Here is a 17346-nt window from a genome sequence, read left to right on the forward strand (position 1 = left end):
AACCCGGAACTAAAAATTTAAGGATTTTCCCCATGACTTCTGATGCAACCCTGGCCGTACTGATCAAGTACCTGGACAACACCGACCCCACCGTGGAGCAGGCCGTGGAGGTGTTCACCCCGATGACCATCGGTGAATACGATGATGTCCACATCGCTGCTCTCCTGGCCACCATCCGCACCCGCGGGGAGACCTTCGCCGATATCGCCGGCGCAGCCAAGGCCTTCCTCAATGCCGGCCGTCCGTTCCCCGTCCCGGGGGAGGGCGTGCTCGATACCGCGGGCACCGGTGGCGACGGAGCCAACACCATCAACATCACCACGGGCGCTTCCCTGGTTGCCGCCGCCGGTGGCCTCAGGGTGGTCAAGCACGGCAACCGTTCCGTGTCCTCCAAGTCCGGTTCCGCCGATGTGCTGGAGGCGCTCAACATTCCCCTGGATCTGGATCCGGAGCGCGCCCAGCGGTGGTTCGAGGCCTCCAACTTCACCTTCCTCTTCGCCCCGGCCTACAACCCGGCGATCGCCCACGCCCAGCGCGTGCGCAAGGCTCTGAAGGTGCCCACCCTCTTCAATGTCCTGGGTCCGCTGCTGTCCCCGGTGCGCCCCGAGTTCCAGATCATGGGTGTGGCCAACCCGGCCCACGGCCAGATGCTCGCCGAGGTCTTCCGTGAACTCGGCCGCACCCGCGCGCTGGTGGTGCATGGCGCTGGCACCGATGAGATCGCGGTCCACGGCACCACCCAGGCGTGGGAACTGAAGGAGGGCGGTGAGATCATCTCCTATGAGGTGACCCCGGAGGAGTTGGGTGTGCAGCGCTGCGATCTGACCGACCTGGTTGGTGGCGAAGGTGAGGAGAATGCCCGCCACATGCGCGCCATTTTCGACGGCACCGGTCCGGTTGCCCACCGCAACGCCGTGGCAGTGAACGCCGGCGCAATGTTCTACCTCAACTCGCAGGTGTCATCACTGCGCGAGGGCACCGAACATGCACTGGCACTGATCAATGATGGAACCGTAGCCGATTGGCTCAAGAAGCATGAGGAGATTGATTACCGTGGCTAAACTTCCCACCGTTCTAGAGGGCATCGTCGAGGGCCGCCGCGGCCACCTCGAGGAGATCCGCGCCCGCATCGCCCACGTGGATGTGGACTCACTACCCAGGTCCACCCGTTCACTCTATGACTCCCTGAACCAGGGGAGGGGAGGGGCGCGCTTCATCATGGAGTGCAAGTCCGCCTCCCCATCATTGGGCATGATCCGCGAGCACTATCAGCCGGGTGACATCGCGCGCATCTACTCCCGTTTCGCCAGTGGCATCTCCGTGCTGTGTGAGCCGGACAAATTCAACGGCGACTATGACCACCTGGCCACGGTTGCCGCGTCCACGCACCTTCCGGTGCTGTGCAAGGACTTTGTCATCGACACGGTCCAGGTGCATGCGGCCCGCTATTACGGCGCGGATGCCATTTTGCTGATGTTGTCAGTGCTTGACGACGCCACCTACGCCGACCTCTCCGCCGAGGCCGAACGCTTCGGTCTGGATGTACTCACAGAGGTTATCGATGAAGAGGAGGTGGAGCGTGCCATCAAACTGGGTGCCAAGATCTTCGGTGTCAACCACCGCAACCTCCATGACCTGTCCATCGATCTGGACCGCTCAGGTCGTCTGGCCAAACTCATCCCTGAGGATGCCGTGCTGATCTCTGAGTCCGGTGTGCGTGACAATGAGACCGTCCGTCAGCTCGGCGGCCACTCCCATGGCTTCCTCGTGGGTTCCCAGTTGACCGGTCAGCCGGATGTGGAGTTCGCCGCCCGTGAGCTTGTCTACGGCACCAACAAGGTCTGCGGACTGACCTCCGTGACGGCAGCACAGACCGCCCGCGCGGCAGGTGCCCTCTATGGCGGACTCATCTTCGAAGAGGCGTCACCGCGCAATGTTTCACGTGAAACATCGGCCAAGATCATCGCTGCGGAACCCGGTCTGCGTTATGTAGCGGTCAGCCGTCGCACCTCCGGATACGGGGAACTGATCCAAGATGGCATCTACGCCGTTCAGATCCACGCTCCACTGCAGGACTCCGTGGAGGCGGAACTAGCTCTGGTTGACGCGGTCCGTGCAGAAGTCGGCGAGGGCATCGAGGTCTGGCGCGCCATCTCCATGACCTCCGAACGCGGCCCCGAGATCGCCATCGCTCTGTCGGACAAGGTTGACCGTCTCGTGCTGGATGCCCATCAGGGTGGCAGCGGTGAGTCCTTCGACTGGACCACCATCCCAGAGGGGATCCGCGCTGCTGCTCTCCTGGCCGGTGGCATCTCACCTGACAATGCCCGCGCTGCCCTGGATGTCGGCTGCGGCGGTCTGGACATCAACTCCGGTGTTGAGTACCCGTCCGGGGCAGGGGAGTGGGCGGGCGCCAAGGACGCCGGCGCGATCCTCAAGATCTTCTCCACCATCCGCACCTTCCACTACTAAGGGTTAAATAGGAACCATGACTGACAAGAAGAAACTCGGTGGCACCACGTTGCTGCCCGCCTACTTCGGCGAGTTCGGTGGACAGTTTGTCGCCGAATCCCTCCTGCCCGCCCTGGATCAACTGGAGAAGGCATTCGTCGATGCCACCAATGACCCGGACTTCCGCACGGAGCTCGCTGACTACCTCCGCGACTACCTCGGCCGCCCGACCCCACTGACCGAATGCTCCAACCTGCCCCTGGCCGGCCAGGGACGAGGCCACGCCAGGATCTTCCTCAAGCGTGAGGATCTGGTCCACGGTGGTGCCCACAAGACCAACCAGGTGATCGGCCAGGCGCTGCTGGCCAAGCGCATGGGTAAGAAGCGCATCATCGCCGAGACCGGCGCCGGTCAGCATGGCACCGCCACCGCGCTGGCCTGCTCCCTCCTGGACCTCGAGTGCGTGGTCTACATGGGTGCCAAGGATGTGGCCCGCCAGCAGCCGAACGTCTACCGCATGCAGCTGCACGGCGCGAAGGTGATCCCGGTCGAGTCAGGCTCCGGCACCCTCAAGGACGCCGTGAACGAGGCCCTGCGTGACTGGACCGCCACCTTCCACGAATCCCACTACCTCCTGGGCACCGCCGCCGGACCGCACCCATTCCCCACAATTGTGCGCGAGTTCCACAAGGTGATCTCCGAGGAGTCCAAGGCTCAGATGCTCGAGCGCACCGGCAAGATGCCCGACGTTGTGGTTGCCTGCGTCGGCGGCGGTTCCAATGCCATCGGCATGTTTGCTGACTTCATCGATGAGGAGGGTGTGGAACTGGTCGGCGCTGAGCCGGCAGGCGAGGGTCTGGATTCCGGCAAGCACGGAGCCACCATCACCAACGGCCAGATCGGCATCCTGCACGGCACCCGCTCCTATCTGATGCGCAGTTCCGACGGCCAGGTGGAGGAATCCTATTCCATCTCCGCGGGACTGGACTACCCGGGTGTAGGCCCCCAGCACGCACATCTGCATGCCTCCGGCCGCGCCACCTATGTGGGCATCACCGATGCAGAAGCACTGGAGGCCTTCCAGTACCTGGCCCGCTATGAGGGCATCATCCCCGCTCTGGAATCCTCGCACGCCTTCGCCTACGCCCTCAAGCGCGCGAAGCTGGCCGAGGAAAACGGTGAGGAGATCTCCATCCTCGTCTCCCTCTCCGGTCGTGGAGACAAGGACGTGGATCATATCCGCCGCACCCTGGAAGAGAATCCGGAATTGATCCTCAAGGAGGAGAACCGCTAATGAGCCGTTATACCGATCTGTTCAACCGTCTGGATGCGGCAGGGGAGGGGGCCTTCGTTCCCTTCATCATGGTCAACGATCCCAACCCGGAGGCCTCCTTCGAGATCATCCGCACCACCATCGAGGCCGGCGCTGATGCCCTGGAACTGGGTGTGCCCTTCTCCGACCCCGTGGCCGATGGCCCCACCGTGGCGGAGTCCCATCTCCGCGCACTCGATGGTGGCTCCACCGTGAACTCCTGCCTGGCCCTGATCGCCCGCGTGCGTGAGGCCTATCCGGAGATCCCCATCGGCATGCTCATCTACGGCAACGTGCCGTTCACCCGCGGCCTGGATAAGTTCTACCGGGAGTTCGCCGAAGCTGGCGCTGACTCCATCCTGCTTCCCGATGTACCCGTCCGCGAAGGCGCCCCCTTCATCGAGGCGGCTGAGGCAGCGGGCGTGGACCCAATCTTCATCGCCCCGGCGAAGGCATCGGAAACCACACTGGAGGGCGTGAGTGCCGCATCCAAGGGTTATATCTACGCCATCTCCCGTGACGGTGTCACCGGCACCGAACGTGAATCCAGCACCGCCGGCCTGACCGAAGTGGTGGACAATATCAAGCGTTTCGGTGGTGCACCGATCCTCCTCGGCTTCGGCATCTCCTCCCCACAGCATGTGGCAGATGCAATCGCCGCGGGCGCATCAGGGGCCATCACCGGTTCCGCCATCACCAAGATCATCGCCTCCTACTGCGAGGGCGAGCACCCGGATCCGTCCACCATCTCCGACATGGACGGCCTGAAGAAAGAGCTCTCTGAGTTTGTCTCAGCGATGAAGGCTGCAACGAAAAAGAGCTAACCGCTGCCTGACTGGCACTCCCACGAACCGGTGATGTTTCACGTGAAACATCGCCGGTTTTGTTTTTCCTGCCGAGAAAACTACAACGCTCGCCATCTCACGCGGGCGGCGGGAAGCGGGTTGAATGGGGGACATGAGCCCTCCCAGCAGCCCGCCCCCTGCCCCTCGTCCTGGCCCTCACCCAGACTCTCACCCAGACTCTCGCCCTGCCCCTCACCCAGACTCTCGCCCTGCCCCTCACCCTGAACCGGGCGCCAACCCGCCCGCCAACCCGCCCGCCAACCCGCCCGCCATCCAAATCCACCACCTGGTGAAGAAGTTCGGGGCTGTCACAGCAGTGAATGACCTCTCCCTCACGGTGGAGCAGGGGAGTATCCACGGTTTCCTCGGCCCCAACGGTTCTGGAAAGTCCACCACCATCCGCACGCTCATCGGCGTGCTCACACCCACCTCCGGGGCTGTCGAGGTCCTGGGGAGGAACCCGGTCAAACACCCTTCGGTACTCAAACGAGGGGGCTATGTTCCGGGTGATGCCGCGCTATGGCCGAACCTCACCGGCAGGGAGGTGTTCCGGGCGCTTGAATCACTGCGGGGCACACCCACCAACCGGCACCGGGAAGAGGAACTCATTGATGCGTTCGAGCTGGATCCTGATAAGAAGGTCCGCGAGTACTCAACCGGCAACCGGAGGAAGGTGGGACTGATCGCCGCCTTCGCCCCTGAACCGGAGTTGCTGATTCTGGATGAACCCACCGCCGGTCTGGACCCGCTGATGGAGAATGTCTTCATCAGGGAGGTCCGGAGGTTTCGCGATCAGGGTGGTTCAGCCCTCCTGAGTAGCCATATTCTCAGCGAAGTGGAGTCCCTGTGTGATCATGTGACGGTGATCAAGGAGGGTCGTTCCGTGGCCTCCAATGAGACCAGTTATTTAAGGCGCATCTCGGCTCACAAGATCAGTGCAACCCTCACATCCCTTCCTGCGGAACTCTCGGGTCTACCGGATGTGGTGTTCCACAACGGCCACCTCAGCCTCACCACCGATGCGGCCTCCGTGCCGGCCATCCTCCGGGCGATCATTGACACCGGGGGAGAGGACATCATCAGTACCCCGGCATCACTGGAAGAAATATTCCTCCGTCACTACGGGGAGGATGCCCCATGATCCGCCTCAACCTCAGACTGAATCGCACCATGATCATCTGGTGGTCGCTGGGCCTGTGGACCTTTCTTGCTGTCACGCCTCCCGCTTATCTCCAGTATTATCCCACTCTGGCCGATCGCGGCCCGCTTGTGGACGGCATGCGCGACAACATGGGCACCCGGGCGATGTATGGCTTCTTCCCACCCCCTGGCACCATCGGTCAGTTCACCACCTGGGAGACCGGTGCCTGGACCTGTGTCCTCGCCGCGGTGATGGGTGTCCTCCTCATCACCGCGATGCACCGTGGCGCGGAGTTGAGGGGCGAGGCGGAGCTCCTCCAGTCAACCGGCATCCCGCGATCCAGGATCCTCAGCGCAGCTCTGGTGACATCCCTCCTCATAGCGGTGCTGGTGGGCGTGGGCAGCACACTCATCCTGCTTGCCCTGCGCTACCTGAGCACCGATGAAATCACCGTCGAGGGGTCGGTCACTTACGGAATAATGACCACCCTGACCATGGCTGGTTTCATCGCACTAACCAGCATTCTCCAATCCCTGTGGGGGAGGAACACCAACCTGGCACGCCTGGGCCTGCTGTCCGTTGCGGTCGCGTTCCTGCTCAGAATGTTCGCGGACACCTATGATTCAGTATTCGCCAACTCCCTCAATTGGATTTCACCGCTGGGGTGGCGCACGGTTATCATGCCGTTCACCGACGATGACTGGGTGGCCATCGCCATCCTCACGGTGGCCTGTGCAGCGCTGCTCGCAGTGGCGCTGCTGCTCGATCGGATCCGTGAGTTCAACTCCGCGCTTATCCCGGCCAGCGCCACCAGACGTTCCCGACCGCGCAGGATCGGAGGCCTCGTCGGCCTCAATCTCCTGACCAGCCGGGGCGCCACCATCGCGTGGTCGCTCACATGCGGAATCATCATCGTCTCCATCCTCCCGCTGGTGGACTCGCTGATCCCGCTGATCGAACAGGAAGATTCCACCCTGGTGGTCATCCAACAACTCCTGCCGGAGGGCGAACTACAGACAGAATTCATCGTCTACGTCTTCCAGATGGTGGCCGTGCTGGTCGCCGTGGCGGTGACACAACCACTCGTGGGATATATTACGGACGAAAAATCAAGGCTTATCGACACCGTCCGTGCGGTCGGCGTTCCCCGGTACGCGCCCCTTCTGGGCGCGGTGGTAACGGCGTTGGTGAACGCAATCAGCTGTGCGGCACTAGCAACGGTGGGTGGTCTCATCGCACTGCGCATCCAGAATGGGGAGGTGGAGGATGGAGACGCGGTCGTCCTCATGGCGGGCTTCTCCATGGTTCTGCAGACCTTCATCTTCGTCGGCATCGCCACCTTGTTGGCGGGGTGGGCGCCACGTCTGATCCAGCTGGCATGGGTGCCCGTGGTTGCAGCGGCTGCCGTCACCACCTTGGGTCTGATCCTGGGTTTGTCAGAAGCGCAGATCGATCTCTCGCCACTGTCGCACACTCTCAGCGCAACGGGGGAGAACATGGAGACCCTGAGGGTGTTCGCGGGGCTGGGCCTAATCGGGGTCTTCGCAGGCCTGATCGGAACCTGGAAACGCGAGATCCGCTAGCTTCCACACGTGTCCGAACCCCCGATGTTTCACGTGAAACATCGGGGGTTCGGCAATTGGCTGTTCCTCTACAAACGGACGATACTGGAGTTATGAGCCAGTCAACGCCAGCCTGTAGCCGTCGCACCTTCCTCCTGGGAACAGCCACCACCTTCGCCGGGGCATTCCTCGCTGCCTGTGGAAGCAATCCACCCAAAGAGGTGGAAGCCACTGAGGTCCCTGTGGGAAGTGCGGTGATTCTCGGTTCGGTGATCATCGCGCAGCCCACGGAAGGGGAGTTCGTCGCTTATTCTTCGGCCTGCCCCCACCAGGGTCAGTTCATCACCAAGGTGGAGGGTGACGTGGTCACCTGCACCAAACACAACTCCAAGTTCTCCATCGTGGATGGTTCCCTCATCTCAGGTCCCTCCCAGAGTGGATTACGGGACGCTAACCTGACCCAGGAGGGCGACACTCTTAGCGCGTCGGTCATCTAAAACAGGCACGATGTTTCGCGTGAAACATTGCGGCACCTTCTAGTGTGACCACACTCCACGCCAGTAGGAGGCGGGGTAGGGGATCTCTTCCGTGGAGAGTCCCAATTCGTGAGCAGCCCGAAGTGGCCACGACGCGTCCCTCAGAACAGCACGCCCGAGGGTAACGATGTCGGCCAGCCCTTCGTCGATAAGCGTCTGAGCCTGGCGGGGCTCAGTGATGAGACCGACCGCAGAGGTCGGGATCCCCACCTCCTTTTTCACCCGCGCGGCGAACTCCACCTGATAACCGGGCCCGACGGGGATGGATGCCGAGGCGGCACCGCCGGTGGAAATATCAACCGCGTCCACGCCGAGATCCTTGAGCACATGAACAAGCCTGACGGTCTGATCGGCATCCCAAGAAGGTTCGTCCTTGATCCAATCGGTTGCAGAGAGACGGACCAGCAGGGGCATGCCTTCGGGGATCGCAGCACGGACGGCCACGACCACCTCGCGGATAAGGCGTGTCCGGTTATCGAAGGTTCCGCCGTAATCATCGGTGCGCGTGTTGGCCAGCGGGGTGAGGAACTGGTGAAGCAGGTAGCCGTGGGCGCCGTGGATCTCAATGGTGTCAAAGCCCGCCTCAACCGCCCGACGTGATGCCGCCACAAAATCATCGATGACTTTGTGAATATCCTCCAGCGTCATCTCGCGGGGAATATCCAAGCCGTTCTGCGCAACGGCACTGGGACCAACCGTCTCCCAGCCACCATCCGCAACCGGCACCGTGCCACTGGGCTGACCGGGGAGCCAGGGATGCGTGCTCGCCTTACGCCCCGCATGGTTGAGTTGAACTCCGATGGGCGTGCCCTGAGAGTGGGCAAAGTCGGTGATGCGCTTCCATGCCTGAACCTGTTCGTCATTCCAGAGCCCGGTACACGCGGGGGAGATGCGACCTTCCGGGCTCACTCCGGTCGCCTCCACCACGATGAGGCCAAATCCTCCGGCAGCGCGGGCACCATAATGGACCGCATGCCATTCCTGTGGAACCCCGTCGTGAGTGGTGACCTGATACTGACACATGGGTGCCATCCAGACGCGGTTCCGAATGTCCAGCCCGCGGAGCGTGATGGGGGAGAAGAGTGAAGTCATGCACTAGACGATAGCGGACACCCCACAGAGATGATCATCAGCGACATCCCACGGACCCCACGATTGATAACATCTATCACTCGAAAATGACTTCGCGAAGACCCGGCCCAACCGGCCCTGAACCCATCTGAGTTAAATCACTGTGACCAAAAGGAAAGTGGCCCCAGATCGATCTTCAAATAACGGAAAGTGCCCAGAATTAAACAATAAATAGTTGATATAGCCCATCAAGGGTCAAGTAGATAAACAAACTTAATGATCAAGAAGCCCCAAACCCCATTGGTGCTGCTCGCAGATTTTTAGGCCACGCCCACTCTCGGCCGACCCAACGAACCAGGCCGAACCAGCCCGCCACTGCGCCGAAAACACAGCCACAGTCACGAGAGCGAACCCGTAATAACTCTAACCGCCTGAACATTACACCACGATCAGGCACCTGCCCACCCCAGCTCAGACATGGGCCCACAGCGCGCAACGATGCCACCACCCGAAGCCGGGGCAGTAGGGCGCCCGGGGATCATCTGGGAACCGTACACTAAACACATGCTTGAACGCCTGAAACGGTTGGATCCGTTAATCGTCCTGATCATCCTGGCGGTGATCGTTGCCATCATCATTCCGGCGAGTGGAACATTCGCGGAGTGGTTCGATGTGGCAGTGAAGATCGCCATCGCCCTGCTCTTCTTCCTTTATGGCGCGCGATTGTCCACACAGGAGGCGCTGAATGGTCTGAAGCACTGGCGACTCCACCTGACTATCCTCGCCATCACCTTCGTGATCTTCCCCCTCATCGGCATCGGCCTGGAGCCGTTGACGTTCTTCATCTCCGATGACATCTACATGGGAATCCTCTTCCTCACGTTGGTGCCGTCCACCGTGCAGTCGTCGGTGGCGTTTACGTCGATAGCCAAGGGCAATGTCGCGGGCTCCATTGTTGCGGCGTCGCTGTCGAACCTGGCGGGCGTCTTCTTCACGCCTCTGTTGGTGATGCTGTTGATGACCACCGGTGGGAGAGCGGAGATTGATCTCCGGGTGTTCGTGGATATCTCCATTCAGTTGCTCCTGCCGTTCATTATCGGGCAGCTCGCCAGGCGCTGGGTGAAGGGCTTCGCAGCCAACAAGGCCACCAAGATCGTGGATCGCGGTTCGATCGCCATGGTTGTCTACTCTGCCTTCTCCGCGGGCATGGTCGCCGGAATCTGGTCCACGGTTAGTGTGTGGGATCTGGCGTTCATCATCGTGTTTTCGATCGCGCTGGTCATGGCCATGCTGTGGTTGTCCATGTTCATCGCAGAACGCATCGGCTTCAACCGGGGTGATTCCATCGCAGTCCAGTTTTGTGGCACGAAGAAATCCCTGGCCACGGGCCTACCCATGGCAGCTGTCATCTTCGGTGGTGCGAATGTGGGTCTACTCATCCTCCCGCTGATGATCTTCCATCAGATTCAGCTCATGATCTGCGCCTGGCTTGCTGCCCGTTATGGCAGGGAAGCTGAGGAGCAGAAAGCCAACACGACCAGCTAGCCTCCATCCATCCAGGACGTCAAGAGATCAACGGTGACCTTCCCACCTTCAGTGGAGGTCACCGTTTCTGTTTTCCACAGCCCTTTTGTTCATCTACGCCCGCCATCACCTCAGCGGCCGCTGCTCGCTTCCGGGGTTCCGCGCGCCACTACCAACACCCAATGTTTCACGTGAAACATCACCGATGCCCGCGCACTGCGCCCACAATTCTTCTCTTCCACACCACCGCCAGATGTTAGGGTTTTGGACAAGGCCAGACCTCTCTCCGGAAAGCAGTTCTGCCTGGTTACCCGCGTCAGATTGATGCCCGCACTCCCCACATCACTGTTCCCCAGAAAGCGCACACCACATGACCACCACCTCACGTCAGACCCTCATCAATGCCTACTTCGGCGAATACGGAGGACAGGTAGTCCCAGACGTCCTCCTCCCAGCACTCGATGAACTGGAGAAGGCCTATGTGGCGGCCATCGAAGATCCTGAGTTCCAGAAGGAGCTCAACGATCTCTACACCAACTACCTGGGACGTCCGACCCCGATCACCGAATGTGCGAACCTGCCTCTCGAGGGGCAGGGGAGGGGAGTGGCGCGGATCTTCCTCAAGCGGGAGGATCTGGTCCACGGCGGTGCACACAAGGGTAACCAGACCATCGGTCAGGCGCTGCTGGCGAAGCGTCTGGGCAAGACCCGACTCATCGCAGAGACCGGCGCCGGCCAGCATGGCACCGCCACCGCGATGGTGGCAGCACTCTTCGGCATGAAGTGCACCGTGTACATGGGGGCCAAGGACGTCGCCCGACAGCAGCCGAATGTTTACCGCATGCGCCTCATGGGTGCTGAGGTGGTGGCTGTGGATGAACAGTCCGGCAACGGACTCAGCTCCGCCATCGACGTGGCCATCAATGACTGGGTGACCAATCTGGAGGACACCCACTATCTGCTGGGTACCGCTGCCGGCCCACACCCGTTCCCCACACTGGTCAAGGATTATCACTCGGTGATCTCGCGTGAATCCAGGGAGCAGATGCTGGAGCGCACCGGTGCGCTTCCCGGTGCCGTGGTCGCCTGTGTCGGTGGCGGATCCAACGCCATCGGTGCCTTCGCACAGTACCTGGAGGATCAGCCGGGCAACTCCGATGTCCGCCTCATCGGGGTGGAACCGGCCGGTTATGGTTTCGACACCCCACTGCACGGTGCCCCGATCCACGAGGGCAATAAGCTCAACCTCCACGGTTCGCATTCCTACGCGCTGGTGGATGATGAAGGCAACCTCCGCAATTCCCACTCCGTCTCAGCCGGCCTGGATTATCCCGGTGTGGGCCCGGAACACGCACACCTCAAGGACACCGGCCGCGCAGAATACGTGGGAGCCACAGATGCCGAGGCGCTGCAGGCTTTCCGCATGCTCTCCCGTTACGAGGGCATCATCCCAGCCCTTGAATCCAGCCATGCGCTGGCCCACGCACTCAAGATGGCCGCCGAGGCGACCGAACCCATCAACATCCTGGTCAACCTCTCCGGCCGTGGCGACAAGGATGTCGCCTATGTCCGCCAGCTCCTGGGCGATCATGCGGCCCTGGACCCGGCCACCGATATCCTCACTGAGGTTGATGTCCTCGGCGTGCTGGATGACCTGACCCCGCAGGGCAACACCGACTAGCCATGCTTGTCGACGCCCCGCCCCCCGCCGCCGCAGGCAGGAGCGTGGGGCGCGAGGTTCACACCTACAGTGGAAGCATGATTGATAAAAATGGCCATCCGCTTCTCAGGGGACTGGGGCAGAAATTTCTCCACCACTGTCTGGTAGATCAGAAATCGATACTTACCGATGAGCTGATCTGGACCCAGGAAAACTTCCTGGAACTAAAGGATCGCTATACCGACAATCCCATAGAAACGTCTGAGTCCTTTGACATCAAGATTGTCACCCAGCTCCAAGGAGCCTCTAATGGAGCCCGGTTGCTCTTCGGGGAGCTTTACCTTCTACATCTACTGGTGCTCATCAACGTGAACCCGGCAACGAAGATCTCGCGGGTAGAGGCAGTCACTAGTCTGTGCGACCCTCCAGTGCGAGTGACCGATGAGGTTCGCAATGCGATTAACGCCGGAGGTGTGTTGAACGGTGGTACCGGCTACAACACATCCCGGTTCCGTCAGTTCTGGGACCTCATTGATTTCGGGGTGATTTTCTCCGCTCTGACGGAGGATGAGAGGACAGCAACCGCCTCGGATCCAGAACAACTCGCGGCAGTAATTTTCCGTGATAGTGGGGAGCCGAAGAATCGGGCTCCACAGATCCGGCGGGCAATCAGTTTCCTTTTCATGCCCGAGCATTTCGCCCCGATCACTTCTGCCAGCCACCTGAAGAAGATCGATAAGCATTATGGCCACATCCTCACTCCGGAAGAGGCAACCTTCCCTTTGGAGAGACGTGTCGCCGCCGCGCTGAAGCATATACAAAAGGAGAAGGGGAGGGACTGGTACTTCTACGACGAGCGCGAAGATTGGGATCCCACGCATGCCACCATCAAGGATGAAGATGACACTACAGAGCAAAAACAGGCAGTGGTAGAACAAGATACCTTTCAAGAACTCGCCGATGAACTCCTCGTGGATGTTGAGTGGCTCGACGGATTGTTTGAGATCCTCGAGGCCAAGCGGCAGTTGATTCTCTATGGACCGCCCGGGACCGGAAAGACTTTCCTGGCCCGGAAACTGGCTGCCAGCCGCACCGCAGATCTCTCTTTCGTGCAGTTCCATCCCTCCTATTCGTATGAGGATTTCTTTGAGGGATTCCGTCCGGTCGCCGACGAGACGGGCGCGGTTCAGCTCAAGCTCCGGCACGGACCTCTGCGCCGGCTCGCAGAGAAGGCCACCGCCAATCCGGAGAAGGAGTTCTTCCTCATCATCGATGAGATCAACCGCGGCAACCTGTCCAAGATCTTCGGTGAGTTGTACTTCCTACTCGAGTACCGGGATGAGGTGGTGGAGTTGATGTACAGCGGGGACCACTTCACTCTGCCCACAAACCTCTTCATCATCGGAACCATGAACTCCAGTGATCGCTCCATCGCACTGGTCGATTCCGCCATGAGGCGTCGCTTCGCATTCATAGAACTGCACCCCGACCTGAACCCCACCCATGACATGCTCCAAAGGTGGTGCGAAGGAAATAATGTGCCAGGTGGTGTGGTCGGCGTGTGGAAGGAACTCAACCGCCGGATCGGCGCCCATGCAGACCGACGTGATCAGATGATCGGCCCGAGCTATTTCATGAGGGAAAAGGCCACCACCGACGAAGGACTGAACAGGCTGTGGAACACCGAGATCTTCCCACTTCTGGATGAGATGTTCTACGGTCAGCACGATCGCGTGCGAAAGGACTTCGCGCTCGCCGATATCCGTGCCGTTGCCAACCTGGCAGCGGGGGAGCAGTGACCCGCCACCTCCACTGGAGGGAGGCATCTACCTACTCCCGCGTGGAGCTCAATCCCATGGAAGCCTCCTGGCTGATCACCGAGAGGATTGCAGAGGTGAGGCCAACCACGGTGGCGGGCATCGTTGATGTGGTGGTGGGCAATGTGTGTGGGGTGGTGTCAGTTGGTGATCTCCGAATCAGTATCGCCCCCAAGCTTCCGGTGAACTCGATTATCTGGATGATGCTCTACGCACGCACGGGGATGGTGTGGCGCCCTGAAACCTCCGCTCTTGGTTCCTCGGATCTGATCGAGGGCCTGGCCGAGGTATACGCCTTGATGCTGGGTGATGCCACCAGGACCGGCCTGCTTCGCGGTTATCAGACTGTGGAGAACACCGACTTCACTCTCCGGGGTCGGATACGGATGGCCGATCAACTCAGCCGCCATCATGGCCAACTCATTCCCCTGGAGATTGAGCATGATGATTACAACCACAACATCCCTGAGAACCGTATCCTGCGATCTGCCATTGATGTGATGCTGGAGGTGCTGACGTGGGATCAACACCAGTCGACGGCAATCCGGAAGCTACAGAATCTCCGGGCACTCTTCGTCAACGTTGAGCCACTCACCCCGGGTACCCTGAGGCCGTTGTGGCAACCAGGCCGACTCAACGAACGCTTCATTCCGGTTATCACGCTGGCTGAATTCATCCTGGAACACACCGGCATCCAGGTGCATGCGGGGGAGCTGGGAGCCCAAGGAATCATTCTGAAAATGTGGGAGGTGTTCGAGGATTTCGTAGCCAGTGCCCTGCGACGGGAGGCTCCAGGGTTCACCACCCACACGCAATACAAGATCCATCTGGATACAGAGTCTGACTATCCGATCTACCCGGATCTGGTCCTCACCGACGGGGGAGCGGTAGTGGCGGTGATGGACACCAAGTACAAAGTCGGCGCTCCGAAGTCCCAGGATCTTTATCAGGCACTGTCCTATGCCGTGACGCTGGGCCTTACCGAAGCCACCTTGATCTACCCACAGGCGAGGCCCATCCAGAGGATCAACGTCAACCGATCAGGGATCAGCATTCGCATCATGGGCATCGATCTCTCCCGCGAACCCGATGCGATTCTGCAGAGCGTGAGGGAACTGGCTCGACCCACAGCACCCTGAATTGTGAATGTTTCACGTGAAACATTGGCGGGGAGGTCGAGTGGCTTTCGTCGATAAGCACCTCAAGGGGCGCTGAACCGCTCCGTCGGCGGTGCCGGATTAGAGGCGGCGGGGTGGGTGTGATGGCCGCGCAGGGAAGTGGCGCACGCGATGCCCGCGGTGGTGCCCGTGCCGATCGCGATCGGGATCAGCTGCAAACCCACCGTGATATCGCCTGCGGCGTACACCCCGTCCACACTGGTGAGGAAGAGAGAATTCACCACAATCTGACCTTCGGCGTCGACCTCACATCCCAGTTGAGTGGCCAGCTCGTTGGTGGGGTGGTGGGCATAGGAGAAAAACACCTTGCTCCCGTTAATCACCTCTCCGTTGGCCAACCGCACCCCGGTGAGGGCTCCGGGTTCACCGATCAAGCTCTCAGGCATGCCCTCCATCACCTCGATACCATGACCAGAAAGTACGGCCCGCTGCTCCTCGGTGAACGGCGCATCCGGGGTGTTGATGATGCTGACGCTGTCTGCCCAGTCGAGCAGCTCCGCAGCATAGGCGGGCACATGCGCACCGGCTCCCAACACGATCACCCGTTGATTCTGGGCGGTGAGGCCATCACAGGCGAGGCAGTGGAATACATCGGTGCCGTAGTGGTCACGGAATCCGGTGATCTCCGGAAAGCTGTCACGCACACCGGTGGCCAGCACCACCCGCTGGGCGGTGATTCCGGTACCGTCCACCACGGCGTGGAACAGACCATCCTCCTCACGGCGCAGGACGGAAACCGAGCCACGGTGGATGCTCACCGTGGGGTACTGCCGGAGGTCGGCATGGGCATCAGCAAGGAGTTGTTGTGCGGTAATCGGATCCCGCCCCAACAATCCGTGGGCATGGTCAGCGGGCAGGTTGCGCTGTTGGCCAGCATCAACCACCAGGGTTAAACGTTGGTAGCGGCCCAGCCAGGTCGCCGCCGATAGCCCGGCGGGCCCACCACCCACCACAAGCACGTCCACGGCGGAGGGAAGCTGAGCACTCATCACAGGGGGGACCTCCAAAGGGGGTTGCGGTCAAGAACACCGATCCAGAACACCGTTGGAGTCCCACTGTACGGAAACACCGGGTACCCCCCACCCGGAAAGAATACTTAAAGTCATTGCGGGCCCCTGCACCAACGGGCAATATAAGTCCATGCGCACCTATGGAGTAGAGGAAGAACTGCTGGTGGTGGATGCAGTCACTCTGACTCCATTGCCAGCCGGGGATCAGGCCGTGACCTTGAGCGGAGGAAATGCGGCAAGCGGGCACCATATCACCACCGAGTTCCAACGGGAACGGATAGAGATCGCCTGCCCGCCGCAGCTCACCCTTGAGGATCAGCTGGAGACAATCAGGGCGGGCCGGGTGTTGGCCGAGGCCGCAGCCAACCAGGTGGGTGCCCGCGTGGTGGCTCTGCCCACCGCCCCGGGTCGTGTGACCCCGCACCTGGTTCCGGATCTGCGTTTCATCAAAATCAGTAAGCAGTTCGGTTTCACGGTGAAGGAGCAACTTACCTGCGGGTACCATGTTCATGTTCTGGTGTACTCCCGCGAAGAGGCCGTGGCGGTGCTGGATCGGATCCGCGTGTGGTTACCGGTCATGGTGGCGCTGAGTGCCAACTCCCCGTTCTGGCAGGGGGTTGATACTAATTTCGCCTCCTACCGCTATCAGGCGTGGAACCGGTGGCCCACCGCCGGCCCAACCGATGTGTTCGGTTCCGCCGACGCATATGACCTCCACCAGAAGGCGTTGCTGGACACCGGGGTTCCGTTGGATACCGGCATGCTCTACTTCGATGCCCGGGTCTGCGAACATCACCCCACCATTGAGGTGCGGGTGGCTGATGTCTGCCTGGAGGCGGAACACGCCGCGGTGATCGCCACGCTGATCCGGGCCCTGGTGGAAACGGCTGCGCGGGACTGGGCGACGGGCAACCCGGCACCTGATGTCCCCGCATCGATCCTGGAGATCTGGTCCTGGCAGGCCAGCCGTTATGGGATTGACGCGCAGCTCATCGATCCGGAAACCGGCGCCCCGGCACCCGCCAGGTCCGTGCTTGACCGGCTGCTGAACCACATCCGTCCGGTGCTGGCGGAATACGGGGAGCAGGAGACAGTCGAGGCGATGGTGTCCGACATCCTGCGCGACGGCACCGGGGCGCGGCGCCAGCGCGCGGCTTATGCGATGCGCAATGAGCTTATCGACGTCACCGCCACCGCCCTGGACATCACCCACCGCAGCGCCTGAAACTCAGGGCATTG

14 protein-coding genes are annotated in these 17346 nt (G+C 61.0%); 12 read left to right on the plus strand and 2 right to left on the minus strand.

Translation table 11 applies throughout. The features are described from left to right. The first annotated feature begins 32 nt into the window (after positions 1-32). From trpD to CFAEC_RS13240, 7 genes are all read left to right on the plus strand, one after another. Positions 33-1061 carry an anthranilate phosphoribosyltransferase gene (trpD, locus tag CFAEC_RS13210; protein ID WP_290277541.1) on the plus strand — a complete coding sequence of 343 codons (1029 nt, stop codon included), beginning with the start codon at positions 33-35 and terminating at the stop codon, positions 1059-1061. Next, entirely contained in the window at positions 1048-2472 is a 1425-nt protein-coding gene (gene trpCF / locus CFAEC_RS13215) for a bifunctional indole-3-glycerol-phosphate synthase TrpC/phosphoribosylanthranilate isomerase TrpF (RefSeq protein WP_290279940.1), read from the plus strand. Before trpD ends, trpCF begins: the two co-directional genes overlap by 14 nt. 16 nt (positions 2473-2488) lie before the next feature. Then, complete coding sequence (trpB, locus tag CFAEC_RS13220) at positions 2489-3745, plus strand: tryptophan synthase subunit beta (RefSeq protein ID WP_290277543.1); 1257 nt, start codon at positions 2489-2491, stop codon at positions 3743-3745. Then, complete coding sequence (gene trpA / locus CFAEC_RS13225; protein WP_290277545.1) at positions 3745-4587, plus strand: tryptophan synthase subunit alpha; 843 nt, start codon at positions 3745-3747, stop codon at positions 4585-4587. The genes trpB (CFAEC_RS13220) and trpA overlap by 1 nt, the downstream gene beginning before the upstream one ends. A 310-nt stretch (positions 4588-4897) precedes the next feature. After that, a complete protein-coding gene (locus tag CFAEC_RS13230; RefSeq protein ID WP_290277547.1) occupies positions 4898-5749 on the plus strand; it encodes an ABC transporter ATP-binding protein in 852 nt (283 codons plus the stop codon). Further along, positions 5746-7332 (plus strand): efflux permease Rv1217c-related protein, encoded by a 1587-nt coding sequence (locus CFAEC_RS13235; RefSeq protein WP_290277549.1) that lies wholly within the window; start codon positions 5746-5748, stop codon positions 7330-7332. Before CFAEC_RS13230 ends, CFAEC_RS13235 begins: the two co-directional genes overlap by 4 nt. Before the next feature lie 92 nt (positions 7333-7424). Continuing rightward, positions 7425-7808, plus strand: coding sequence for a Rieske (2Fe-2S) protein (locus tag CFAEC_RS13240; RefSeq protein WP_290277551.1), 384 nt, complete (start codon positions 7425-7427; stop codon positions 7806-7808). Between the two features lie 39 nt (positions 7809-7847). On the opposite strand, the gene CFAEC_RS13245 is transcribed toward CFAEC_RS13240, so the two are convergent. Further along, on the minus strand, positions 7848-8939 hold the full coding sequence (locus tag CFAEC_RS13245) for an NADH:flavin oxidoreductase/NADH oxidase (protein ID WP_290277553.1): 1092 nt from the start codon (positions 8937-8939) through the stop codon (positions 7848-7850). Positions 8940-9482: 543 nt separating this feature from the next. On the opposite strand from CFAEC_RS13245, the gene CFAEC_RS13250 reads away from it, so the two are divergent. The 4 genes from CFAEC_RS13250 (at position 9483) to CFAEC_RS13265 (ending at position 15058) form a co-directional block, all read left to right on the plus strand. Then, entirely contained in the window at positions 9483-10463 is a 981-nt protein-coding gene (locus CFAEC_RS13250) for a bile acid:sodium symporter family protein (protein ID WP_290277555.1), read from the plus strand. A gap of 349 nt (positions 10464-10812) precedes the next feature. Then, positions 10813-12123 carry a tryptophan synthase subunit beta gene (gene trpB, locus CFAEC_RS13255; protein WP_290277557.1) on the plus strand — a complete coding sequence of 437 codons (1311 nt, stop codon included), beginning with the start codon at positions 10813-10815 and terminating at the stop codon, positions 12121-12123. Between the two features lie 77 nt (positions 12124-12200). Continuing rightward, entirely contained in the window at positions 12201-13901 is a 1701-nt protein-coding gene (locus CFAEC_RS13260; RefSeq protein WP_290277559.1) for an McrB family protein, read from the plus strand. Continuing rightward, complete coding sequence (locus tag CFAEC_RS13265) at positions 13898-15058, plus strand: McrC family protein (protein ID WP_290277561.1); 1161 nt, start codon at positions 13898-13900, stop codon at positions 15056-15058. The genes CFAEC_RS13260 and CFAEC_RS13265 overlap by 4 nt, the downstream gene beginning before the upstream one ends. 62 nt (positions 15059-15120) lie before the next feature. Here the strand turns inward: CFAEC_RS13265 and CFAEC_RS13270 are convergent, their stop codons facing one another. After that, complete coding sequence (locus tag CFAEC_RS13270) at positions 15121-16086, minus strand: NAD(P)/FAD-dependent oxidoreductase (RefSeq protein WP_290277564.1); 966 nt, start codon at positions 16084-16086, stop codon at positions 15121-15123. Between the two features lie 151 nt (positions 16087-16237). On the opposite strand from CFAEC_RS13270, the gene CFAEC_RS13275 reads away from it, so the two are divergent. After that, the gene (locus tag CFAEC_RS13275; RefSeq protein ID WP_290277566.1) at positions 16238-17332 is read left to right on the plus strand and encodes a glutamate--cysteine ligase 2; all 1095 of its coding nucleotides are present in this window, start codon (positions 16238-16240) and stop codon (positions 17330-17332) included. The last annotated feature ends 14 nt before the right edge of the window (positions 17333-17346 follow it).

Origin of the sequence: Corynebacterium faecale (assembly GCF_030408735.1) — a bacterium.
In the GTDB taxonomy this organism is placed as follows: Bacteria; Actinomycetota; Actinomycetes; order Mycobacteriales; family Mycobacteriaceae; genus Corynebacterium; species Corynebacterium faecale.